The sequence below is a fragment of the Acinetobacter lwoffii genome (assembly GCF_049367455.1).
Taxonomy (GTDB): domain Bacteria; phylum Pseudomonadota; class Gammaproteobacteria; order Pseudomonadales; family Moraxellaceae; genus Acinetobacter; species Acinetobacter lwoffii_W.
Genome location: NZ_JBMPXW010000001.1, coordinates 1306621 through 1329953, shown reverse-complemented (window position 1 = coordinate 1329953; position 23333 = coordinate 1306621). Strand labels below are relative to the sequence as shown.

20 protein-coding genes and 1 riboswitch are annotated in these 23333 nt (G+C 45.3%); of the genes, 16 read left to right on the top strand and 4 right to left on the bottom strand.

Translation table 11 applies throughout. From position 1 onward, the window contains the following. Nucleotide 1: 1 nt before the first annotated feature. From ACO1B7_RS06365 to recJ, 9 genes are all read left to right on the top strand, one after another. Nucleotides 2-2011, top strand: a complete 2010-nt coding sequence (locus tag ACO1B7_RS06365) for a 2-oxo acid dehydrogenase subunit E2 (RefSeq protein WP_423089929.1) — start codon at nt 2-4, stop codon at nt 2009-2011. 207 nt (nt 2012-2218) lie between these two features. Further along, on the top strand, nt 2219-3082 hold the full coding sequence (locus ACO1B7_RS06360) for an IS982 family transposase (protein ID WP_004729973.1): 864 nt from the start codon (nt 2219-2221) through the stop codon (nt 3080-3082). Between the two features lie 39 nt (nt 3083-3121). After that, a riboswitch (yybP-ykoY riboswitch) is annotated at nt 3122-3263 on the top strand. 72 nt (nt 3264-3335) lie between these two features. After that, a complete protein-coding gene (locus ACO1B7_RS06355; protein ID WP_004281327.1) occupies nt 3336-3911 on the top strand; it encodes a TMEM165/GDT1 family protein in 576 nt (191 codons plus the stop codon). A gap of 183 nt (nt 3912-4094) precedes the next feature. After that, nucleotides 4095-4892 carry an oxygen-binding di-iron domain-containing protein gene (locus ACO1B7_RS06350; protein WP_423089928.1) on the top strand — a complete coding sequence of 266 codons (798 nt, stop codon included), beginning with the start codon at nt 4095-4097 and terminating at the stop codon, nt 4890-4892. Between the two features lie 97 nt (nt 4893-4989). After that, a complete protein-coding gene (locus tag ACO1B7_RS06345) occupies nt 4990-5355 on the top strand; it encodes a YkgJ family cysteine cluster protein (protein WP_080591854.1) in 366 nt (121 codons plus the stop codon). Between the two features lie 225 nt (nt 5356-5580). Beyond that, complete coding sequence (guaB, locus tag ACO1B7_RS06340; RefSeq protein WP_423089927.1) at nt 5581-7047, top strand: IMP dehydrogenase; 1467 nt, start codon at nt 5581-5583, stop codon at nt 7045-7047. Between the two features lie 123 nt (nt 7048-7170). After that, complete coding sequence (gene glmM, locus ACO1B7_RS06335; RefSeq protein ID WP_034439062.1) at nt 7171-8502, top strand: phosphoglucosamine mutase; 1332 nt, start codon at nt 7171-7173, stop codon at nt 8500-8502. Nucleotides 8503-8516: 14 nt separating this feature from the next. Then, nucleotides 8517-9173 carry a pyridoxamine 5'-phosphate oxidase gene (gene pdxH / locus ACO1B7_RS06330; RefSeq protein WP_005245734.1) on the top strand — a complete coding sequence of 219 codons (657 nt, stop codon included), beginning with the start codon at nt 8517-8519 and terminating at the stop codon, nt 9171-9173. Between the two features lie 2 nt (nt 9174-9175). Beyond that, the gene (gene recJ, locus ACO1B7_RS06325; protein WP_005261557.1) at nt 9176-10876 is read left to right on the top strand and encodes a single-stranded-DNA-specific exonuclease RecJ; all 1701 of its coding nucleotides are present in this window, start codon (nt 9176-9178) and stop codon (nt 10874-10876) included. Between the two features lie 52 nt (nt 10877-10928). On the opposite strand, the gene ACO1B7_RS06320 is transcribed toward recJ, so the two are convergent. Beyond that, entirely contained in the window at nt 10929-11729 is an 801-nt protein-coding gene (locus ACO1B7_RS06320; protein ID WP_004647251.1) for a putative porin, read from the bottom strand. Between the two features lie 175 nt (nt 11730-11904). Continuing rightward, entirely contained in the window at nt 11905-12684 is a 780-nt protein-coding gene (locus ACO1B7_RS06315; protein WP_005108142.1) for a putative porin, read from the bottom strand. 500 nt (nt 12685-13184) lie between these two features. Between ACO1B7_RS06315 and prfB the strand changes: the two genes are divergently transcribed. From prfB to ACO1B7_RS06290, 5 genes are all read left to right on the top strand, one after another. Then, nucleotides 13185-14280, top strand: a protein-coding gene (gene prfB, locus ACO1B7_RS06310; protein WP_101627160.1) for a peptide chain release factor 2 whose coding sequence is annotated in 2 segments (ribosomal slippage) — nt 13185-13256 and nt 13258-14280 — 1095 coding nt in all. Because the reading frame shifts where the segments join, the coding sequence is not laid out codon by codon here. Between the two features lie 147 nt (nt 14281-14427). Continuing rightward, nucleotides 14428-14727 (top strand): ArsR/SmtB family transcription factor, encoded by a 300-nt coding sequence (locus tag ACO1B7_RS06305; RefSeq protein WP_004281346.1) that lies wholly within the window; start codon nt 14428-14430, stop codon nt 14725-14727. Between the two features lie 15 nt (nt 14728-14742). Next, nucleotides 14743-15828, top strand: a complete 1086-nt coding sequence (locus ACO1B7_RS06300) for an alkene reductase (protein WP_004281348.1) — start codon at nt 14743-14745, stop codon at nt 15826-15828. 82 nt (nt 15829-15910) lie between these two features. Beyond that, nucleotides 15911-17191: a 3-deoxy-D-manno-octulosonic acid transferase gene (locus ACO1B7_RS06295; RefSeq protein ID WP_004281351.1), complete on the top strand. Its 1281-nt coding sequence runs from the start codon at nt 15911-15913 to the stop codon at nt 17189-17191. A 245-nt stretch (nt 17192-17436) separates the two neighbouring features. After that, nucleotides 17437-18150 carry a 16S rRNA (uracil(1498)-N(3))-methyltransferase gene (locus ACO1B7_RS06290; protein WP_004281353.1) on the top strand — a complete coding sequence of 238 codons (714 nt, stop codon included), beginning with the start codon at nt 17437-17439 and terminating at the stop codon, nt 18148-18150. Here ACO1B7_RS06290 and ACO1B7_RS06285 read toward each other — a convergent pair. Then, nucleotides 18124-19104: a mechanosensitive ion channel family protein gene (locus tag ACO1B7_RS06285; RefSeq protein ID WP_004281355.1), complete on the bottom strand. Its 981-nt coding sequence runs from the start codon at nt 19102-19104 to the stop codon at nt 18124-18126. The genes ACO1B7_RS06290 and ACO1B7_RS06285 overlap by 27 nt on opposite strands. A 107-nt stretch (nt 19105-19211) precedes the next feature. After that, on the bottom strand, nt 19212-19790 hold the full coding sequence (locus ACO1B7_RS06280; RefSeq protein WP_180038209.1) for a DUF805 domain-containing protein: 579 nt from the start codon (nt 19788-19790) through the stop codon (nt 19212-19214). 269 nt (nt 19791-20059) lie between these two features. Between ACO1B7_RS06280 and acs the strand changes: the two genes are divergently transcribed. After that, a complete protein-coding gene (acs, locus tag ACO1B7_RS06275; protein ID WP_423089926.1) occupies nt 20060-22006 on the top strand; it encodes an acetate--CoA ligase in 1947 nt (648 codons plus the stop codon). 130 nt (nt 22007-22136) lie between these two features. After that, on the top strand, nt 22137-23318 hold the full coding sequence (locus ACO1B7_RS06270) for an acyl-CoA dehydrogenase family protein (RefSeq protein ID WP_148335096.1): 1182 nt from the start codon (nt 22137-22139) through the stop codon (nt 23316-23318). The last annotated feature ends 15 nt before the right edge of the window (nt 23319-23333 follow it).

Below are 23333 nucleotides of genomic sequence, written 5' to 3'. Positions count from 1 at the left end.
CATGCAAATTACGACTCCTGATATTGGTGTAGATAAGGCAACAGTGGCCGAAATTCTGGTCAAAGTGGGTGATACGATCGCGATCGATGACAGCATTGTGTTACTTGAATCTGATAAAGCCTCTGTTGAAGTGCCTAGCACTTCAGCAGGCGTGGTAAAAAGCATTCTGGTGAGTCAGGGTGATGAAGTCGCTGAAGGCGCAGTACTGATTGAGCTACAAGCTGAAGACGGTAGCGCTGATGTGGTCGAGCCACAGCAAGCAGATGCCTCACAAAAAACCTCAGAAAATACTCCGACTTCATTACTGGATCAGGAAATCATGCAGGAACTGGCTTCACATCAGCCTAAAGCTTCTGCTGCTCCTGAGGCTCAAACAAGCTTACAAGTGGTTGATGTGCAAATCCCCGATATTGGCGTAGAAAAAGCCACTGTCGGTGAAATCTTGGTTTCTGTCGGTGATGAAATCGAGGTAGATCAAAGTATCGTAGTGGTGGAATCAGACAAGGCGACTGTTGAAGTGCCAAGTACGGTGGAATCCATCCAGATTAAAGAAGGCGACACGATCAAAGAAGGTGTGGTCATTCTGAAAGTGAAAACGGCTGTTTCGGCAGCGTCAGCACAGACAGAAGCATCTCAAGCACCAGTTGCTCAAGCGGCCACCCAAGAGAAAGCAGTTGAAGCACCACAAACGCCAGCAGCACCTGCAGGTGATGTTGAAATTGCTGTGCCTGACTTGGGTGTAGACAAGGCGGCTGTGGCGGAAATTCTGGTTCAGGTCGGTGATACGGTTGAAAAAGATCAGAGCATCATCGTGGTAGAATCAGATAAAGCCACTGTTGAAGTGCCAAGCACTACAGCTGGCGTGATTAAAGCCATTCATGTTGAGCTGGGTCAAAATGTCTCTCAAGGCATTGCACTGGTGACAATTGAAGCTGAAGCTGAAGCTGAAGCGCAAGCAGCTGCTGCACCTGTCGTAGCCAAAGCAGAAGCACCGAAAGCAGCAGAAGCACCAAAAGCAGCCCCGGCACCTGCTGCATCTTCTACTCAAACAGTCACGACGTCGGATAATGCTGACAAGCTGACCAAAGAGCAGAATGCCGCTAATTCTAAAGTTTATGCCGGTCCTGCAGTGCGTAAACTGGCACGTGAACTGGGCGTTGTGCTGGCAGATGTCAAAGCATCTGGCCCACATGCGCGCGTCATGAAAGAAGACCTGAAAGCGTATGTCAAAACGCGTCTTACTACGCCACAGGCGGCTCCTGTAGCCGCTGCTGCTCAAGTCGCAGGTCTGCCAAAACTGCCAGACTTTAGCGCTTTTGGTGGTGTGGAAGAGAAAGCCTTGACGCGTTTGCAACAAGTGTCTATTCCACAGTTGTCGCTGAATAATTTCATTCCGCAAGTGACCCAGTTTGATGCAGCAGATATTACTGAACTCGAAGCATGGCGTAATGAACTGAAAGGCAACTTCAAGAAAGAAGGCCTGAGCCTGACCATTATGGCATTCATCATCAAAGCAGTTGCGCACTTGTTAAAAGAAGAGCGTGAATTTGCTGGTCACTTGGCCGATGATGGTAAGTCAGTCTTGCTACGTAACGAGATCCATATGGGTATCGCGGTCGCAACGCCAGATGGTTTGACCGTGCCTGTACTGCGTCATCCCGATCAGAAGTCCATTAAACAGATTGCCACTGAGCTGGGAACCCTGGGTCAAAAAGCGCGTGACAAGAAATTGTCACCGAAAGACCTGCAAGGTGCGAACTTTACCATCACCAGCCTGGGCTCAATTGGTGGTACAGCATTTACGCCATTGGTGAACTGGCCGCAAGTGGCGATTCTGGGTATTTCTCCTGCCACCATGCAACCAGTATGGAATGGTGAAGGCTTTGATCCACGCTTGATGCTGCCGCTTTCATTGTCCTACGATCACCGTGTGATCAATGGTGCAGATGCTGCTCGTTTCACCAACAAGCTGACCAAGCTGCTCAAAGATATCCGTACTTTATTGATCTAAAAAATCATGTATATGCCCTTTATTCTCTCTCTGGGAGAAATATAAAGAGGGTGTAAAGAGAAAACCCTGCTTCGGCAGGGTTTTTTGCTGCTGCATTGAAAAATAATCTATTTACCTGAGTTCGACATAAAAAATAAATAAAAAAAAGCCTTAGCATCTGTAATATCTTGGTTACGAAGACAAAACATTTCAGAGCAAGGCTTTTTCATGGACTATATTACCGAATTATTTTGTATCTTGGATGATTTCTGCAAAAAGTTTAATGAATCTTTAGAGAAAGCTCTAATTTCTGATCAAAAAACAACAATGAAAAAGTCAGCTTTAAGCTTGTCTGAAGTCATGACCATTGTCATTTTATTTCATAAATCCGGGTTTAGATTTTTCAAATATTTTTATTGTCATATGATCATCCCATTTTGGAAATCAGCTTTTCCCAAGCTTCTTAGTTACAATCGTTTTATTGAAATTATGCCGCGTTGTTTGCAAGCTTTGAGTAGTTTCTTCCATCAAGTTAAAGGAGAAGATACCGGAATTTGTATTATTGATTCGACTAAATTGGTCGTTTGCCATAATCTTAGAATTAAAAGACATCGTGTATTTAAAGGCTTAGCTGGTCGTGGTAAAAGTAGCACAGGTTGGTTTTATGGATTTAAAGTCCATATTGTTATCAACAACTTGGGTGAAATTATTAATCTCAAGATTACATCGGGAAGTGTTCATGATGTTGCTGTACTTGAATCTTTAACCCAAGAGTTAAAAGGTATTTTACTGGGCGATAAAGGCTATCTGAGTAAAGCAAAAACTGAAGCTTTAGCAGCAAGGGGGCTCAGACTATTAACCCCGTCACGCAAGAATATGAAAAATAAACCCATCCAAACTGAAGAAGAAAAACAATTGCTTTGCAGAAGAGGATTGATCGAAACAGTGAATGATCAGTTAAAAAACTTACATCAAATTGACCATTCACGTCATCGTTCGGTGAATAACTTTATGGTGAATATTATGGCTGCTATAGTGGCTTATTGCTTAAATCCAAATAAGCCAACTTTCCAAAACTTGCTAAAAAGCTAAAATATTTCATCGAACTCAGGTTATTTGATTCTATACTTGGCGCACTTCATTGGGGAGTAGCCGCCTTTTGCGCAAAGCAGAAGGGTGATGGTCAACATATTTGCTCAACCGAGCATGGTCATCATAGCAAAGAACCAAGTCAGCTTTTCCAAGCTTTCTTTTGTTGGCAAGACCTTTGATTTACCACTCTGCAGATTTTGGCTAGCAGGAGCGGTGAGTCATTGGTATTGGATGCTAGCCAGAGAAAAACCTCATGTATGAATTCCTACTGTCGACTGCAATCGTAGCGCTGGCTGAAATGGGTGATAAGACCCAACTGCTGGCATTGCTGCTTGCCGCACGTTTTCGCAAACCTGTTCCTATTTTAGTTGCCATTTTATTGGCGACGCTGATTAACCACGGCCTTTCTGCAGTATTGGGACAATGGGTAACCACAGTGATTGGGCCGGAAGTACTGCTGTGGATCGTTTCGATTGGCTTTATCGCGATGGCAGTCTGGATGCTGATTCCGGATGAACTGGGTGATGAAAATGCCAGTATCAATAAATGGCAAAAATTCGGGGTATTTGGTGCAACCTTCATTTTGTTTTTTCTGGCAGAAATTGGTGACAAAACCCAGATTGCCACGGTCGCACTGGCGGCACGTTTCGACAGCGTCTTCTGGGTGATGTTGGGTACTACGCTAGGCATGATGCTGGCCAATGCGCCTGCGGTATTTTTGGGTGATAAACTGGCGAACAAACTACCGATCAGCCTGATCCATAAAATTGGCGCGGCCATTTTCCTGGTCATAGGTGTCGCGACCCTGGTTCAATATTATTTCTTTTAAATTATAAAATAACAAATTGCATGAATCCTGAGCTAAAAACTCAGGATTTTTTATGCCTAAATCCTCTGAAAAGCTTGATAAAGCTCGTGATATGGTCGGTTTTATGGATTGTAAATTCTATTAAATCCTTATATGTTGTATGGGTATAAAACAGCAGTTTTAACTATAAATTGGGGAATTTACATGGTTTTTGAGCGCACCACATCGCAAGTCCTGTTTGATAATGGGACACATAAATGCATTAGTTTTACCAGTCTGGTCAAAGGTGAAGGCGTTCAGGCAAACCAGTTTTTGATTATTGATCATGAGCGCGCAGCGGTACTCGATCCGGGTGGTGATTTAACCTATGTGCCGCTGACCATGGAACTGAATAAATACACCCGCTTGACCCATCTGGACTATGTCATGGCTTCACATCAAGACCCGGACATTATCACTTCCATGCCGCGCTGGCTGGTATATACCGATGCCAAAGTGGTGGCATCCAAGCTGTGGGCACGTTTCTTGCCGCACTTAAACTCGGCCTTTATGAGCGACCGGATGAAAGGCAACTGGCTGGACCGTCTGGTGGAGCTTCCGGATCATGGTCAAATCATTCCACTGGGCCAATCTCATATTGTGGCGGTACCGGCGCATTTTCTGCATTCGGTAGGGAATTTCCAGTTTTATGATCCGATTGCCAAAATTTTATTTTCAGGTGATATGGGTGCGTCCATGGTTGAAGATGCCGCCAAGCCACTGGAAAACTTTGCCGCGCATATCCCAAAAATGAAAAGCTTCCATCAACGCTATATGTGCAATAACAAGGTGATTCGTCTCTGGGTGAAAATGGTACGCAGCATGGAAGTCGAGATGATTGTGCCGCAGCATGGCACACCATTTATCGGCAAAGAGCAGATTACCCAGTTTCTGGACTGGATTGAAACGCTGGAATGCGGCACTGACCTGATGGATGAAACGGTTTTTACCTGTCCTGAATAGTTCACACAAAAAATAATTTTTTTCTTGTGTGGAAAAACAACATTTTTTATATTTCTTCTCCAAAAAACTTTTTTTTGATAATGAGAACTTATAAGAAATGTTGTCTCAAGTTCCAAAACCGGATGCGTGTTTAAGCTGCGGGGCGTGCTGCGCCTATTTCAGGGTTTCGTTTTATTGGGCTGAAGGAATTCATATGCCTGAGCACTATACCGAACCTGTGACAGCAGTCTATTCATGTATGGCTGGAACCAATCAAAAAAATCCACGCTGTATTGCACTTGATGGCACCATCGGCCAGCAGGTCAGCTGTGGTATGTATGAGCAGCGCAGTTCATCCTGCAAAGAAGTGCAGATTGCCGATGAGCAATGCAATAAGGCACGTATTGCACACAATATGTTGCCCTTTGTCCAGATTGAAACTGATGAAGCCGACAATGATGACAGTTTTGAATATGTCAGCTAAATCCATCCAAAGCAGAGCTTAGGCTCTGCTTTTCACTTCATTAAAATGATCGGGGTATATTTTAAAATAGGGAACTTCATGATCGGACGTATTATTGATACTGTTTTAGCACCCACATAGATCTGCGTGTACGAAGCTTGAATAAAAAAATAATTTTGCAATTGCAATGAAATTTAAGCCGATATTTGTTTATAATAGTGCACGGAAATTACCAGTGAGACTGTTATGTTGACCATCGTTCAAGACGCGTTAACCTTCGATGATGTCCTATTACTCCCTGCCTATTCTACTGTTCTTCCAAAAGATGTCTCCCTAAAGACACGTTTAACTCGTGGCATTAACCTGAATATTCCTCTTGTGTCTGCAGCAATGGATACGGTGACTGAGTCCCGTATGGCAATTGCAATGGCGCAAAATGGTGGTATCGGTATTTTGCACAAGAACATGGATATCGCGGTTCAGGCTGCAGAAGTGCGCCGTGTGAAAAAATTCGAAGCGGGTATGGTCAAAGACCCGATTACAGTCACTCCTGAAACCACAGTATGTGAACTGATTGCGTTGACTCAAGCCAACAATATCAGTGGTGTACCCGTTGTGAAAGATGGCAAAGTGGTGGGTATCGTGACCGGTCGTGATACACGCTTTGAAACCAATCTTGAGCAGCCAGTCAGCAATATCATGACTGGTCAGGATCGCCTGGTGACAGTTCGTGAAGGCGAATCGAAAGAAAATATCCAAGCTTTATTGCAACAGCACCGTATTGAAAAAGTATTGGTGGTCAACGATCAGCAAGAGCTGAAAGGCTTAATTACGGTAACCGATTTCCGTAAAGCTGAATTGTATCCAAATAGCTGTAAAGATGACCTGGGTCGTCTGCGTGTTGGTGCTGCTGTCGGTACTGGTGCAGAAACGCCAAGCCGCGTAGAAGCCTTGGTTGATGCAGGTGTGGACGTGATTGTAGTCGATACTGCACATGGCCATTCTGCAGGTGTGATCGAGCGTGTACGTTGGGTTAAGGCCAATTATCCACAAGTTCAGGTGATTGGCGGTAACATCGCGACAGGTGATGCTGCGCTGGCGTTACTTGATGCAGGTGCGGATGCCGTTAAAGTTGGTATTGGTCCTGGTTCAATCTGTACCACGCGTATTGTGGCGGGTATTGGTATGCCACAGATCTCTGCGATTGATTCTGTTGCCAATGCGCTGAAAGATCAGATTCCTTTGATCGCAGATGGCGGTATTCGTTTCTCTGGCGATATGGCCAAAGCGATTGGTGCGGGCGCAAGCACGATTATGGTTGGTTCATTGATGGCCGGTACTGAAGAAGCACCAGGCGAAGTTGAATTCTTCCAGGGCCGTTACTACAAGGCTTATCGCGGTATGGGTTCATTGGGTGCGATGGCTGGCGCAACAGGTTCTGCTGACCGTTACTTCCAGGACTCTAAGGCCGGTGCCGAGAAGCTGGTTCCTGAAGGTATTGAAGGTCGTGTACCGTACAAAGGCCCAATGGGTAATATCGTACATCAGATGATGGGCGGCCTACGTTCTTCAATGGGTTATACCGGTTCTGCGACGATTGAAGACCTGCGTCAGAATGCCAAGTTTGTGAAAATCACTTCTGCCGGTATGTCTGAGTCGCATGTACATGATGTGACCATTACCAAAGAAGCACCAAACTATCGCGTAGGTTAATTTCCTGTGATTTAAAATTTTAAAAAGCCGTCATGCAAATGACGGCTTTTTTATTTTGGTGTAAAGTGTGACTCAAGGAAAAAAATGGGTGATATCAATCATCCGCTAAGAAGTGAGATAAAGATGAGTTATTTTGGTACGGATGGTATTCGTGGAAAGTTTGGCGAATTGCCGATTACCCCTGAGTTTGCCCTGAAACTGGGATTTGCGGCTGGTAAAGTTTTAAAACGTCATAGTAAAAAATCCAAACCATTGGTGGTTCTGGGTAAAGATACCCGTTTGTCTGGTTATATCCTGGAAGCTGCCTTACAGGCAGGTTTAAATGCCGCTGGCGTTTATGTTCATCTTTTAGGTCCACTACCGACTCCAGCCATTGCTCATCTGACCCGTGCTTTGCATGCCAGCTTGGGTATTGTCATTTCCGCTTCGCATAACCCGTATTTTGACAACGGCATTAAGTTCTTCTCTGCGGAAGGCAAAAAACTGCCAGATGCCTTGCAAGACGAAATTAATCAGGAACTTGAAAAAGATTTTGTGATTGAAGATACGGCGAATCTGGGTAAAAGTATCCGGGTTAAAGATGCTAATGGTCGCTATATTGAATTCTGTAAATCGACGTTCCCGTATCATCTGGATCTGAATGAACTCACCATTGTGGTGGATTGTGCCAATGGTGCAGCCTATAACGTGGGACCTGCAGTGTTCCGTGAACTGGGCGCACGTGTAATTGCGATTCACAATGAGCCGAGCGGTTTAAATATTAATGAGGGCTGTGGTTCAACGCATCCGGAAAGCTTGCAACAAGCCGTGATTCAACATCAAGCGGATTTGGGTATTGCCTTTGATGGGGATGCTGACCGTGTGGTTCTCGTAGATAAAGCCGGTAATCTGATTGATGGCGACCATATTCTTTATATTCTTGCGACTCAAAGCTCGAAAAAACCTGCAGGTATTGTGGGTACCTTAATGAGCAATATGGCATTGGAACTGGCGCTGGAAAAAGCACAAGTGCCGTTATTACGTGCCAAAGTCGGCGACCGTTATGTATTGCAGGGCCTGGAAGAAAATGGTTGGACCATTGGTGGTGAGCCTTCAGGTCATATTCTGACTTTGGACAAGAGCACCACAGGCGATGCGATTATTGCCGCCTTGCAGGTATTAACGGTGATGGTTGAACAGAAAAAAGCCCTGCATGAACTTGTGGCTGACTTTAAACTGTTGCCAAATGTCCTGGTCAATGTACGTTTAAATGCCATGTTTGATCCTTATTCAGTGCCTGCACTGGCAGCTGAATTTGAAAAAGCCGAACAGCAGCTTAAAGGCCGTGGCCGTTTATTGATTCGTAAATCCGGCACAGAACCTGTCATTCGTGTGATGGTCGAAGGCGATGATCTGGCTGAAGTCACCACACTTGCAAACAGCCTGGCAGATGCTGTGCGTGCCAATGCAGCTTAACGGGAACATAGATAATGAGTGATCTGATCAAGGATCTGAGTGAACTACGCCTGAATTATGAAAAAGGCGAGTTACAGGAACAGCAAGTCAATCCGAATCCGCATATGCAGTTCTTGCAATGGTTTAACCATGCACTGGAAGCAAAATTGCACGAGCCCTATGCCATGTCGTTGGCAACAGCCAATGCACAAGGCCGTCCGCATGTGCGTACGGTATTGCTGCGTGGAGCGACTGACGCAGGGTATGATTTTTATACCAACTATGATAGTCAAAAAGGTCTGGATCTGGCTAAAAATCCTTATGCCGAACTGTTGTTCTACTGGCAGGATCAGGAACGTCAGATTCGTATTTCGGGTCGTGTAAAGAAAATATCGGAAGAAGAATCGACCGACTATTATCATAAACGTCCACGCGAAAGCCAGATTGCCGCGCATATCAGTACCCCGCAAAGTGGCATCGTGGCTAGTCGTGAGGAATTGCAGCAACGTTTTTGGGATTTGCATACCCAGGTTGCCAATCAGCAACAGCTGGACAAGCCGGTATTCTGGGGTGGTTATCGTCTCGAACCCGATTATTATGAATTCTGGCAGGGTCGTCCGAACCGTTTGCATGACCGTTTAAGTTATCGCCAAACCGATGCCGGCTGGACTTTAGAGCGCTTAATGCCATAACCATGCAAAAACTGGAAATCAAACAACGTCCATTGCTGACACGCCCTGAAAATTTACCGGGCGTCCCTGCATTTGTGGCCGAGATTCTGGCTCGTCGTGGGGTGGAATCCGAGCAGGAACTTGAGCTCAAGCTGAAGCATTTGCTGGCACCGACCATGAAGGGGTTGCCTGAAGCGATTCAACTGATCGATCAGGCGATTGATCGTGGCCAGAAAATCGTGATCGTCGGTGATTATGATGCCGATGGCGCGACCAGTACTGCACTCATGGTGCTGGCACTGCGCGATATGGGTGCCAATGTCGAATATCTGGTTCCTGACCGTTTTAAATATGGTTATGGACTGACACCCGCAATTGCAGATCTGGCCTTTGTCAGTTTCACACCTGATTTACTGATTACCGTGGACAATGGCATTTCCAGTCATGAAGGAGTCAAACAGGCACAAGATCATGGCATGCAGGTAATCATTACCGACCATCATCTGACGACCAAGCCGACACCAAAAGCCGAAGCCGTGGTCAATCCCAATCAGTTGGGTTGCGACTTTCCAAGCAAAGCACTAGCCGGGGTCGGGGTGGCTTTTTATGTATTGGCCAATCTGTCTACCCATCGCAAGAAACTTGGAAAATCCTCTACTGTAATTACCAATTATCTTGATCTGGTAGCGCTCGGCACCTATGCCGATGTCGCGAGCTTGGACTACAACAACCGGATTCTGGTCGATGCAGGTCTGAAACGGATCCAGCAAGGGCAGTGCCGTGCAGGGATCAGTGCGCTACTTGATATTGCAAAGCGTGATCCTGCTGGTCTGAAAGCTCAAGATTTGGGCTTTGTTTTAGGCCCACGGATTAACGCGGCTGGACGCATGGAAACCATGGATATCGGGATCGAATGTTTGCTGGCTCCTGATCTGACAACTGCTTATCCACTGGCTGAACAGCTGAATCAGCTCAATGTCGAACGCCGTCAGGTGGAAGGTAAAATCAAGCAGGAAGCCTTGCTTGAGCTGGATAAAATCCAGTGGGATGCCACTGAACTACCTGCTGCGTTGATCATGTTTGAACAGCATTGGCATCAGGGAGTGATCGGGATTGTAGCAGGGCGTTTAAAAGAGCAGTTCCATCGTCCGAGTATTGTTTTTGCCGCAGATCAGGATGGGATTCATATCAAAGGTTCGGCGCGTTCGATTGAAGGTATTCATATTCGTGATGCGATTGAACAGGTAGCAGAGCAATATCCTCATTTAGTCAGTCATTTTGGTGGCCATGCAGCAGCAGCCGGTTTAACCCTGAAAAAAGAAAATTTCGCCGAGTTTAAGCAGGTCTTTGAAGTACTGATTGGTGCGATGGATGAGGATTTATTCACTGCGACTTTATGGACGGATGGAGAGCTGCCAGCTTCTGCTTTTCACATTGAAACAGTCGATTTATTACAGAATTTAAGTCCATGGGGGCAAAAATTCCCCCAACCGATTTTTGATGGTGTGTTCAAAATCATGGACTATCGCTGGCTTAAAGATGTGCATCTTAAGTTACGTGTGGCGTTGGAGAATGGGCAGGTCGTGGATGCGATCGCTTTCAATGCAGCGGATAAATATGACTTTGACCCGATGAAAGATACACGATTGGTCTATGAGCTGGATAAAAATGTATTTAATGGCAATATCAGCTTGCAAATGCGGATTATCCATTTAGAACAATAGGCCATAAAAAACCGCTCGAGTGAGCGGTTTTTTTTGCTTTTAATCGGAGAGATTAGAAGCGGAAAGTACCGTTAATACCGAAAGAGTCAGCACCGTCAGTAGTTGTATAGTTCACGCCAGCTGCAATTGCAGGTGTAAAGAATTTTTGTGCGCGTAAACCAAATACTGTATCTGAATCATCTTCTGTAGAATCCGCGATTGATACACCCACACTTAAAGTTGGATCGATATAAAGATCAGCGCCTAAACGATAAGTTGTTTCATCACCGAAATAAGTTAAACCTTCAAAATTGGCAAAATGATTACCAATCTGAGTCACATATTTTGCACGTAAAGATAGTGCAGTATCATCACCTACAGTAACAGCATTTAGGAGGTTAGGGACAAAACCATAATTTGCTACCTGAACTGGATCAACGCTTTCATTAGCTGCACCAGCTGCTAATAGTAGGCCATTAACTGGTAAGTAACCAACTTCAAAAGCATAGCCAGTATTGTCTTCACCAGCAAAGTCAACCTGGTTAATAGTGCCGCTTACATAAAATTGAGTATTTGGAATATAAAACTCGCCACTTACACCAAATACATCAATATCCTCATCGCCATCACCGCTTGCATTTGCATAACCTAAGCCAATATTGCTTGCTTTATTTAGGAAAGCCGCTTCTGCAAGTGGAGAGTTCTTAACTTGAACAGTGTTTAAGTAATATTTTCCATTGATGAAAAATGTATCTAGATCCCCAACATTATCAATATCTGTATTTTCATACCCGACATTAAGTTCAGCTTGGTAAGCATGTGCAGTTCCCAGGCCAGCAAGAAGCGCTGTAGCAAGAGCAAGTTTCTTAAGCATTTAGATTTCTCTCTTTGTTATAAAAATATGACTGTTTGATGAACAGTTGTAACAAATTGTACAGTTTATATTCGCCCCGTCAATGTGCAAAAATACCTAAATGCTTGTTAAGAGTGCAATAAAAAAACCCATCCGAGGATGGGTTTTCTATGAATGACTAATTTTTGGTTTTAGATTAGAAGCGGTACTTCGCTGCTACACCAAAGGTATTGTAGTCATTGTTAAACTGTTCACCAAAGCCGACACGGCCTTCTAAGCTCACTTGCTGGTTAATGAACTTACGTGCATTGATACCAAATTCGCTCTTGTCGGTAATATCATTGTTGTGATAATCAGCACCGACACTCAAGGTTTTGTCGATGAAATAATCTGCTGCCAGATTGTATTCATCTAAATCACCAAACGCTGCACCTGCTTCCAGGTTGATGTCTTTACCGTTGCTAAGTGTAGTGACATATTTAGCACGCAATGTTGGATCTACGCCATCATCATTGTCGTTATCCCAACCTTTTACACCCGCCGCAATCAATAGACCTGGCGCTGGCAGATAACCGACTTCAGCTGCATAGGTGGTTAAATCATTTTCTACATCATCATTGTCTTGCAGATCATGGCCATTGACGTTACCGCTTAAGTAGAAGTCAGAATTCGGTACGAAGTACTCTGCACCTACGCCATAACGATGCGCTTCAGAATCACCAATTTCATTATATTGATATTGCGCACTCACGTTGCTAGCACGATCAAGGAATGCTGCTTCTGCTAATGGTGCATTACGTGTTTGAACTGGATTGAAGTAATATGTACCATCAACGCCGAAAGAACCGCTAGTTCCACCGTTGTCAGGATCAACCACTCCTGCTGATGCACCAATTTCTGCTTGGTAAGCATGTGCTGCTGTACCAGTCATTGCTATTGCTGAAAGTAGTGCCGAAGCAATCGCTAATTTTTTCATGGTTACTACCCCTCAAATCGTGAGTTAAAAACATTACACTTTTTGTTACAACTTTCAGTCTAGAGCAATTCCAAAGATCGTCAATCAAAGGAAAGTTACAGTAATGTGAATAGCGTAATCTTGTGTAATTTTTGCTGAACAAGTGACTGAATAATAAAATTAAATTTATAATGTAGTGTTTTATTAAAAGTGTGTAGATATTGTGGAATCTATTGAATTCGCTGATTTTTTATACAGACCAATAAGAAATCCTAAATTATAAAATCAATTGCAAAATTATATTTCGGTCATAAAACGGGGCTAAAAAGCCGATAAAAATCTCGGATAAAAAGACGCAAAAGAGTCTATGAGATGTTGAAAATTGGATGAGGGAAATACAGGTCTAAATGCTCAAGACATTCGAGCCTTAGACTGAATGGATCGTTAAAATAGCGGAAATAGACTGTGCTATAATATCGGGCTAAGAATTTTGTGCCTAATTTTGATTGAGAGTAATTCACGTGGAAATTAATCCGTATCTAAACCAATTAAAAGACTTAAACGAACGTGGTCAAACACTACGGGGGTATCTTTGACTACGATCTGAAAAAAGAGCGTTTAGAAGAAGTCCTGCGTGAATTAGAAGATCCAACCATCTGGAATGACCAGAGTCGTGCCCAAGCGATGGCCAAAGAGAAAGGCGAGCTTGAAAATGTATTAAATGTGCTGGATCGCTTAAGTACCCAGCTTGAAGATGCACAGGCTCTGCTTGATCTGGCGGTTGAAGCGGATGATGAAAGCTTGCTAGAAGATGTACAGGCTGAACTGAGCACGGCTGAAGAAGAACTGGCCAAGCTTGAATTCCGCCGTATGTTCAATAATCCGATGGATCCAAATCCTTGCTATCTGGAAATTCAAGCTGGTTCAGGCGGTACAGAAGCACAGGACTGGGCGTCTATGTTGCTACGTATGTATCTACGCTGGATTGAACGTCATGGCTTTAAAGCAGAAGTGATGGAAGAATCTGATGGGGATGTTGCCGGGATTAAATCTGCGACGATTCGTGTGGAAGGTGAGTACGCCTATGGCTGGTTACGTACCGAATCTGGTGTACACCGTTTAGTGCGTAAGTCCCCCTTTGACTCGGGCAACCGTCGTCATACCTCGTTCTCTGCCGTGTTTGTGTCACCGGAAGTTGATGACAATATCGAAATTGAAATCAATCCGTCCGATGTTCGTACCGATACTTATCGTGCATCAGGGGCGGGTGGTCAGCATATTAACAAAACAGATTCTGCCGTGCGTTTAACCCATGCACCGACCGGAATTGTGGTGGCCTGTCAGAACCAGCGTTCACAACATGCCAACCGTGACCACGCCTGGAAGCAGTTACGTGCCAAACTTTATGAGCTCGAGATGAGCAAACGTAACGAAGCGGCACAAGCACTGGAAGATTCCAAGTCTGACATTGGGTGGGGTAGTCAGATCCGTTCTTATGTCCTGGATGATTCACGTATTAAGGATTTGCGTACAGGTGTGGAAAATTCCAATACTGGCGCAGTTCTGGACGGTGATCTGGACAAATTTATCGAAGCAAGCTTGAAACAGGGCTTGTAAGAAGTTGTTTAAATAGCTGGCGTAACCAAGCTTGTACAGATTGTGACTCTTATATCTAAATTATTCGATATATAAATCGTAAAAATACGATATAATGGTCGCAGATGCTGAATAAAGTTTCGTTGCGCCACTGATTGTGATGTGCCTATGGACCTTGATCTAATTTTTAAAGCCTTAGCCAATCCGACCCGTCGACAAATTCTGGAGTGGTTAAAATCTCCGGAGCAATATCTGTCTGCGGAAGAGTGTGGTGGCTTTCAACGTGGGGTCTGTGCAGGTCAAATTGAACGTTTGGGCCAGGTTTCCCAGTCCACCATGTCCAATCACCTGTCGGTGTTACAGCAGACTGGCCTGATCACTGCGACCAAGCATGGACAGTGGTCATATTTCTCCCGCAATGAAACTTTGATTCAACAATTTATCGAACACCTACAACAACACCTTTAACAGGTGGGAGTAACGATGGCTGAATTAAATTCTCCTTTAACGCTCGGTGCGTTAGAGCTTAAAAACCGTGTCATCATGGCGCCGCTGACCCGTAACCGCGCAACTGCTGATCGCGTTCCAACCCCAATGATGGTTGAGTATTATGCGCAACGTGCAAGTGCTGGCCTGATTATTTCTGAAGCCACAGTGATTTCTGAAGAAGCCAATGGCTATTTAAATACTCCAGGATTGTTTACCGATGCTCAGGTCGAAGGCTGGAAAAAGGTTACTCAAGCGGTTCATGAGAAGGGCGGTCTGATTGTTGCCCAGCTTTGGCATGTTGGTCGTGTATCGCATCCGGATCTGTTAAATGGTGAAACACCAGTCTCTGCAAGTGCAGTACAACAGGCGGGTCATGTCAGCTTGTTACGTCCAAAACGTCCATACGTTACGCCACGTCCTTTGGAAGTTTCTGAAATTCAAGCGATTACCGAGCAATATAAGCAAGCCGCGATTCGTGCTAAAGAAGCCGGTTTTGATGGTGTTGAATTACATGCTGCCAATGGTTATCTGATTGACCAGTTCTTGCAAAGCAAAACCAATCAGCGTGAAGATGAATACGGCGGTTCAGTGGAAAATCGTACACGTTTCCTGCTGGAAGTTATGGATGCACTGATTGAAGTCTGGGGTGCAGACCGTGTCGGAATTCATTTAGCACCGCGTGGCGATGAACACGACATGGGAGATAATGATCCACGTGAAACATTTGGTTATGTGATGGAGCAATTGGGCAAACGTCAGATCGCATTTTTCTTTACCCGTGAATATCTGGCGGAAGACAGCATTTCGGACTATATGAAACAGCGCTCAAATGGTGTGCCGTATATTGCCAATATGCGCCTCAGCCGTGAAGATGCCATTGAATTACTGGCTTCAGGCAAGGCCGAAGCGGTGTCTTTTGGTAAGGCTTATATTGCCAATCCGGATCTATACGAACGTCTGCTCGAAGATGCACCATTGAATGAACTGAAGCTGGAAAATATGATCGGAACCAATGTCGCGGAAGGCTATATTGATTATCCGACATTGGCTGAAGCAGAAGCTTTAACTACAGTAGAATAATCTAAAAATGAGCCACATTGATTAACATGTTGATGTGGCTCTGCTATATTCTGCCCATTGAATCTTTGGACAGGGGCGCAATGTGGCCACTCCATTTTGGTATAACACAGCCTTGGCGCTGGTTAAACCCTTATATCAATCGCGTATCCGTAAACGTGCGACCGATCCTGAACAATTACAACAAGAACTGACAGAACGTTTTGGCCCGTTTCAGCCACCCAAAAACCTGCATGCCATCTGGTTTCATGTGGTGTCGGTGGGTGAAACCAATGCTGCCCAACCGTTAATTGAACATTATTTAAAACTTGGCCATTCGGTGCTGGTCACCAATACCACCAAAACCGGTCAGGCACGCGCTAAATCACTTTTTTTAAAAGCGCCTTATCTCGATTTATTTCAAGCCGTGTATTTGCCTGCTGACCAGAAAACTTTAATTCGTGAGTTTTATCAAAAATATCAGCCGAAACTTTTATTGCTGATGGAAACTGAACTTTGGCCGAATCTGCTGGATCAGGCACCGGATTTTAAGGTGCCCTGTTTGCTGCTGAATGCCCGACTTTCTGAAAAATCCGCCAGAGGCTATGCCAAGGTCAAAGGTCTGACCCGTGGCATGCTCAAGAATTTAACTAGTCTTTTGGCACAGGATGCTGCTACTCAGCAGCGTTATATTCAGTTAGGAATCGCAGCCGAAAAAACCCAGGTTTTGGGCAATATCAAATTTGATATTACTGCGCCCGAGCGCTTTATCCAGCAGGCAGGTCAGTTGAAACAGGAGTGGCAGTTATCAGGTCGTAAAGTGATCACATTGGCCAGTACTCATGCTCCTGAAGAAAAAGAAATTCTGAGTACTTTAAAAGCTGCTTTAGAGGCTGATCCCAAGTTGGTCTGTATTGTGGTGCCGCGTCATCCGGAACGTTTTGATGAGGTATTTCAGGCCGTACAGTCTTTGGGATTAAAAATCCAGCGTCGTAGTTTAGGGCAACGTATTGAAGCAGATACCCAAGTTTATCTGGCCGACTCTATGGGTGAAATGTGGCTTTGGTATGCTTTTAGCCAGGCCTGTTATGTCGGTGGTTCGTTGAACGAGCCAGGTGGTGGACATAATATTCTGGAGCCGATTGCGCTGAATGTGCCGACTGTTTTAGGCAAAAACTATTTTAATTTTCAGACCATCGTGGATGAATTTGTTCAGGCAGACGCAGTCGCAGTAGTGCAGGATGCCCAGCAGGCTACAGATATATTACTGGAACTTTTACGAGATCAGGTCAAGGCGGAAAAATTGAATGCAGCAGCACAGCAAATTATGCAGTTAAATACGGGATCGCTTGCTAAGCATATTCAGGTGATTGATCAGTATTTATAATTTTTGGTCATTCCCTCATTTATCATGTTTGATCGAAATATTCATTCGTAGGGGATACCTACTTTTCAGAGATGAAAAGTAGCAAAAATCTTTTGTATCACTGAAGGGATGTCCTTATCCCTCAGTGATACGGGCGGCATCCCTGCCACCAATCGTGATAGCTGATTGTAATTATAGTCTGGTCAGAAACCTTATTTTTTTCATCTTTTAACTCTTCACTTCTTATTTTTTTGAACTTGATCATTATGAATATCGTCCTGCTTGATCCACGTCAAACCGAAGCTGAATTCTGGTCGATTAGCTCAACTAGGCAACTGGAACATCTGCAGCAGCATCTACAGATTCAGGTGGGAGATACTTTAAAAGTCGGAATTCGGGAAGGTCAGCGTTACCTGACTGAGATTGTCGAAATTTCTGAAAAAGCAGTGCGCTTGAAACCGCTGCAACAAGAAACTGTTCCGGAAAAATTGCCAGTGACTTTAATCGTGGCCTTGCCACGTCCGAAAGTGCTGCGCCGTCTGATCATGGACAGTGTCACCTTGGGCGTTGAAAAAATCATTTTACTACATAGCTACCGTGTCGATAAAAGCTATTGGCAAACTCCATTTTTACAGCAGTTAAATCATTATATCGAGCTGGGACTGGAACAGGCAGGGGATACGGTTGCTCCGAAAATCGAGCTGTATAAACGTTTTAAGCCCTTTGTTGAAGATATCTTGCCGGGTTTGATTGGTACGGATTGTCCGGCTTATGTGGCACATCCTTATGCAGAGCAGGCGATGCCATTTGCTATTGATCATCCCTGTACGATTGTTATCGGTCCGGAAGGCGGATTTATTCCATATGAAGTCGATTTACTCATAAAAAACGGCTGCCAGGCTGTGAGTCTGGGTAACCGTATTATCCGTACAGAAACCGTGATTCCCTATGTTTTAGGTCGACTGTTTAGCGCGGGCTGAAGCTTCTTCATTACCCTCGCCACGATAGACTTTGACTTCCTGTACCGGATACGGAATTGAAATATTATGCTCGGCAAAAGCTTGAATTACCCGTTCCTGCACCGCACTGATTGAGGTTCCGGTGCCGGTTTCAGTGGTATCGACCCACCAGAAGGCTTTTAGGGTAATAGAAAAGTCAGCTAGTGCCGTTACGTTGACACTAAAGCCTGGCTGGCTCAGGATAGTCGGATCTTTATCTAAAATAGCGGTGATCAGGTCTTTGGCTTTCTGGATGTCATCTTCATAGCCGATACCCACGACGAATTCGCAGCGGCGACGGGTATAGGCGGTATTCACCGTAACCGCACTGGTGTAGACGGTCGCGTTTGGAATGACGATACGGCGTCCATCCGGTGAGCGTAAAAAGGTCGCACGAATCTGGATATCTTCAACGGTACCTTCCATGCCATTCACGATAATATCGTCGCCAATCTTGAACGGTTCACTGAGAAGAATCAGCACACCAGAGAGCAGGTTCTGGAAAATATCCTTGAAGGCAAAACCGATCGCGACCGAACCAATTCCGAGGGCACTCATCAGCTGACCCGGGGTAAAGCCAGGAACCGCAATCACCAGTCCAATCAGAATACCAAAGAAAATAATAAAGGTACTGCCGACACGGTTGAGTACCAACACCAGATTCTGACGGGTATAAGAGCGGTTTTCCAAAGTTTTACGTACGAAAAACTTGAAGACTTTGGAGAGTAACCAGAAAATCGTAATTACGATTAGCGCGATACAGAAATAAGGCACACGTTCCCAGAAACCTTCCATGATCTTGTCAATGGTGCTGTAGGCATCATTATACTTGGCGGTATGTTCAATCACGGTCTGAGTCGTTTTTTCAGTTGCCTGATGTAACAACTCCGTAGTGCCCTCAGTTACCTGGCTTAAGGTATTGTTTTGCTCTGCCACAAAAATTCCACAATTCAAATTTTGCCTATTTTGCCTGATGTTCAGCAAAAAATTAATAAGGACTCGAAGTCACCAGTGGATATTTTCTAAAAATAACGGCGCTGTTGTTAAAAGTATTTGGTGGTTTTTTGCATCATTTCCGTGGGGGTAGGTGTTTGTTCTTCACCGCTCATATAACTGAATAAAGCGATAGATCCCAACAGGCTAAGCAGGGTCAAGATAATCATCAGCCAGGCCAGAATTTTTTCCCAGAGCAAGGTGATCCGTGCCGGACCATACTGATTAGTGCCTCGATCGCCCGAACCAAAAACGATATAAAGCCATACAAAAATGTTTACTAGCGGCAGTAAAAATAATAGTGCCCACCAGCCACTGCGGTTCATATCATGCAAACGGCGAACAGTCACCACTAAAGCGAAATATACATAGACCAGAACCATGATCAGCACACCGATACTGGCCAAGCCTTGCAGTGAAATCAGCCAGTTGGGATCTAGAGAATGGGTAGAAATATTCACAATATCAATACTGAGACCCAGTGCAATACTGCCAAATAAAAAAATGAAATACAGAAATGCCGACCAGGCAATAAAGCTCAAGCGTCCGAAGCGGCCTTTCATCGAAAGGGGATGATCCGATGCAGGCAGCGCAGGCGGGCTAAAGTAGGGAGATTCAGGCGATTTCATAAAGCGTATCCTGCTAAATCAGATGAAATAACCACAAGCGGTCAATTTTATTTTTAAGGGCTGTGCTACAGATCATACACAGTTGCGCAGAAGATTCTGTACTGTAAGTTGTGGTTTATTTTGATTGAATTTGTATAAATAATCTACGACGAAAGCATGATTGCCGGATTCGAAATAAGCAGGCCATACTGCCATTATGCATAAAAAACAATCAACAACGCAGCATTAACCTCTCGTGATGAGATAGAACAAAATCAAGGAAGTGACCTATGCAAGAGATCTATCCAGTACCCGAAGAATTTAAAAAAACAGCACGTACGCTCGAAGACCAGTACTTCGAACGTTATCAGTATTCTATAGAACAGCCAGATAAATTTTGGGCAGAACAGGCGCAACGTCTGGACTGGATCAAGCCCTTTACCCAAGTCAAAAATACCAGTTTTAACAAAGACGATTTTAAAATCGAATGGTTTGCCGATGGTCAGCTCAATGTCAGTGCCAACTGTCTGGATCGGTACCTGAAAGAACATCCCTATAAACCGGCCATCATCTGGGAAGGGGATCATCCTTCGCGGCACAAGATTATTTCCTTTGCCGAGCTGCATGATGAAACTTGCCGTTTTGCCAATGTGCTGAAGAAAAATGGCATCCAGAAAGGCGACCGGGTCATGCTGTACATGCCGATGGTCTCTGAAGCGGCGATTGCCATGTTGGCCTGTGCCCGGATCGGGGCGGTGCATTGCGTGGTATTTGGTGGTTTCTCGCCAGACTCATTGGCCAGCCGGATTGAAGACTGTCAGGCGAAAATGGTGATTACAGCCGATTCCGGCATGCGCGGCGGTAAGGCCATTCCGCTGAAAGCCAATGTCGATGAGGCACTAAAACTGGCAGGTACAGACTCGATTCAAAATGTAATGGTGGTACACCGCACCGGTAACCCGATTGAAATGCAGGAAGGGCGTGATCTGTGGTATCACACGGAAATTATGTCAGTGAATGACATCTGCCCACCGGAACCGATGAATGCCGAAGATCCGCTGTTTATCCTGTATACCTCAGGTTCCACCGGCAAGCCCAAGGGCGTAATGCATACCACTGGCGGTTATCTGACTTATGTCAACTGCACCTTCCGTGAAGCGTTTGATATCAAGCAGGATGATGTGTTCTGGTGTACCGCAGATGTCGGCTGGATCACTGGACATTCCTATGTGCTATATGGGCCACTTTCGAATGGGACCACCACTGTGATGTTTGAAGGTGTACCGCAATATCCAAGCTGGGCGCGTACCGGACATATTGTCGATAAGCATAACGTCACCATTCTCTACACTGCACCGACCGCGATCCGCGCCATGATGCGTGAGGGCGATGCTTTTGTGCGGGAAAGTGATCGCAGTAGCCTGAGAATTTTAGGTTCAGTCGGTGAGCCAATTAATCCGGAAGCCTGGAACTGGTACTACACCGTGGTCGGTGAAAGCGGCTGTCCCGTCATCGATACCTGGTGGCAAACCGAAACAGGCGGTTTCATGATTACACCATTGCCGGGTGCGACTGATTTAAAACCGGGTTCTGCGACACGGCCTTTCTTCGGGGTACAACCGGCTATTGTCGATGCCGATGGCAAGGAACTGGAGGGTGAAGCTGAGGGAAATCTGGTGATTAAGGATTCCTGGCCGGGTCAGATGCGTACCATTTGGGGAGACCCGGAGCGTTTTATTGAAGCTTATTTCTCTACCTATCCCGGTACTTATTTTACCGGAGATGGGGCGCGTCGCGATAAAGATGGTTATTACTGGATTACCGGTCGTGTCGATGATGTCCTGAATGTGTCCGGACATCGTCTAGGTACGGCAGAAATTGAAAGTGCACTGGTGGCGCATGAATCGGTGGCTGAGGCCGCTGTAGTGGGTATGCCGCATGACATTAAAGGTCAGGGCATTTGTGCCTTTGTGACTTTGCAGGCTGATGTTGCCAGTTCAGATCAATTACGTGGAGAACTGGTCAGCTGGGTACGCAAGATTCTTGGTCCAGTGGCTACACCAGACGCCTTGCACTGGGCACCGGCCTTGCCAAAAACCCGCTCCGGCAAAATCATGCGGCGGATCCTGCGAAAAATTGCAGCCGATGAGCTGGATAGTCTCGGAGATACTTCAACCCTGGCTGAACCGCAGGTGGTGGATCATTTGATCGCAGAGGTACAGCGTAATAACGCTTAAATTTAAGCTTTTCCAATACCGGCATCCCGCCGGTATTTTTATATCGGGAATAAGCTCTGCATGCTTTCGGATATAGTGACAGGCTGCAATCTGCTAAGCTCAAGCCATGCTGAATATAGGTCCAAAAATAATGAATATACGACAATCATATCTCGATCAGTTGCCCTTAGAGATTGCCCGGGAACTGGCTGAAACTTTCGCCCAGACTGCAGCAGAACGGGATAAACAGGGGGGGAATCCCAAAGCTGAGCGTGACCTGATTCGCCAGAGTGGCTTGCTTGGCCTGTCTATTCCGAAGCAGTATGGCGGTCAGGAAGCAGATTGGCCGACCATTTTTAGCACCATTCAGACCATTGCCCAAGTCGACAGTTCATTGGCCCATGTCTACGGCTTTCACCATTTGCTGATTGCGACCGTTCAATTATTTTCTCAACCTGAACAATATGGTGCGTGGTTTGAACAGACTGCCCAAAATAATCTGTTTTGGGGTAATACTCTAAATCCACTGGATCGTCGTACCACAGCCATAAAAGTTTCAGAAAACGAATATATTTTCCATGGTGATAAAAGCTTCTGCTCGGGTTCGATCGATTCAGATATGTTGTTGTGTTCGGGCTATAACGAAGCCGGAAAATTGCTGATAGGTGTGATTCCGACCCAGCGAGAGGGTGTGAGTTTTCTGGGTGACTGGAACAATATGGGCCAACGCCAGACCGACAGTGGTACCAGCCATTTTGAGCAGGTCAACATTCATGAAGATGAATTGCTGTTAAATCCAGGTCCACTGAGTACGCCGTATTCCAGTCTACGGCCTTTGATTGCCCAGCTGATTTTCGTGCATCTGTTTTTGGGCGTGGCAGAAGGAGCATTTGAAATCGCCAGACAGGGCGTACAGACCCAAAAAGCCTGGTCCAAATCACTGGCAGACGATGCAGTGAATGATCCTTTTACCCAGAAGCATTTTGCCGAGTTTTATGTACAACTGGAAAGTGTACGCTTACTGGCAGATAAAGCGGTTCAGACTTTACAGGCAGCCTGGGAGCTTGGGAATGATTTAAGTGCCGAACAGCGCGGTGAAGTCTCAGTTGCCATTGCCACAGCCAAAATTGCCGCAACCAATATCTCTCTCTATATTACCCAGAATATTTTCCAGGTGATGGGTGCACGGGCCACCACGGCCAAGCTCAATCTTGACCGCTTCTGGCGTAATGTCCGCACCCAGACCTTGCATGATCCGATCGATTATAAGTATCAGGAAGTGGGCGAATGGGTGCTGACCGGAAAAGTGCCTGATCCAAGTTTTTATTCCTGATTTGAAAATAAAACA

Coding starts and splice junctions, on each gene's coding strand:
- ACO1B7_RS06365 (WP_423089929.1), top strand. CDS start 2: ATGCAAATTACGACTCCTGATATTGGTGTAGATAAGGCAACAGTGGCC.
- ACO1B7_RS06360 (WP_004729973.1), top strand. CDS start 2,219: ATGGACTATATTACCGAATTATTTTGTATCTTGGATGATTTCTGCAAA.
- ACO1B7_RS06355 (WP_004281327.1), top strand. CDS start 3,336: ATGTATGAATTCCTACTGTCGACTGCAATCGTAGCGCTGGCTGAAATG.
- ACO1B7_RS06350 (WP_423089928.1), top strand. CDS start 4,095: ATGGTTTTTGAGCGCACCACATCGCAAGTCCTGTTTGATAATGGGACA.
- ACO1B7_RS06345 (WP_080591854.1), top strand. CDS start 4,990: ATGTTGTCTCAAGTTCCAAAACCGGATGCGTGTTTAAGCTGCGGGGCG.
- guaB (WP_423089927.1), top strand. CDS start 5,581: ATGTTGACCATCGTTCAAGACGCGTTAACCTTCGATGATGTCCTATTA.
- glmM (WP_034439062.1), top strand. CDS start 7,171: ATGAGTTATTTTGGTACGGATGGTATTCGTGGAAAGTTTGGCGAATTG.
- pdxH (WP_005245734.1), top strand. CDS start 8,517: ATGAGTGATCTGATCAAGGATCTGAGTGAACTACGCCTGAATTATGAA.
- recJ (WP_005261557.1), top strand. CDS start 9,176: ATGCAAAAACTGGAAATCAAACAACGTCCATTGCTGACACGCCCTGAA.
- ACO1B7_RS06320 (WP_004647251.1), bottom strand. CDS start 11,729: ATGCTTAAGAAACTTGCTCTTGCTACAGCGCTTCTTGCTGGCCTGGGA.
- ACO1B7_RS06315 (WP_005108142.1), bottom strand. CDS start 12,684: ATGAAAAAATTAGCGATTGCTTCGGCACTACTTTCAGCAATAGCAATG.
- ACO1B7_RS06305 (WP_004281346.1), top strand. CDS start 14,428: ATGGACCTTGATCTAATTTTTAAAGCCTTAGCCAATCCGACCCGTCGA.
- ACO1B7_RS06300 (WP_004281348.1), top strand. CDS start 14,743: ATGGCTGAATTAAATTCTCCTTTAACGCTCGGTGCGTTAGAGCTTAAA.
- ACO1B7_RS06290 (WP_004281353.1), top strand. CDS start 17,437: ATGAATATCGTCCTGCTTGATCCACGTCAAACCGAAGCTGAATTCTGG.
- ACO1B7_RS06280 (WP_180038209.1), bottom strand. CDS start 19,790: ATGAAATCGCCTGAATCTCCCTACTTTAGCCCGCCTGCGCTGCCTGCA.
- acs (WP_423089926.1), top strand. CDS start 20,060: ATGCAAGAGATCTATCCAGTACCCGAAGAATTTAAAAAAACAGCACGT.
- ACO1B7_RS06270 (WP_148335096.1), top strand. CDS start 22,137: ATGAATATACGACAATCATATCTCGATCAGTTGCCCTTAGAGATTGCC.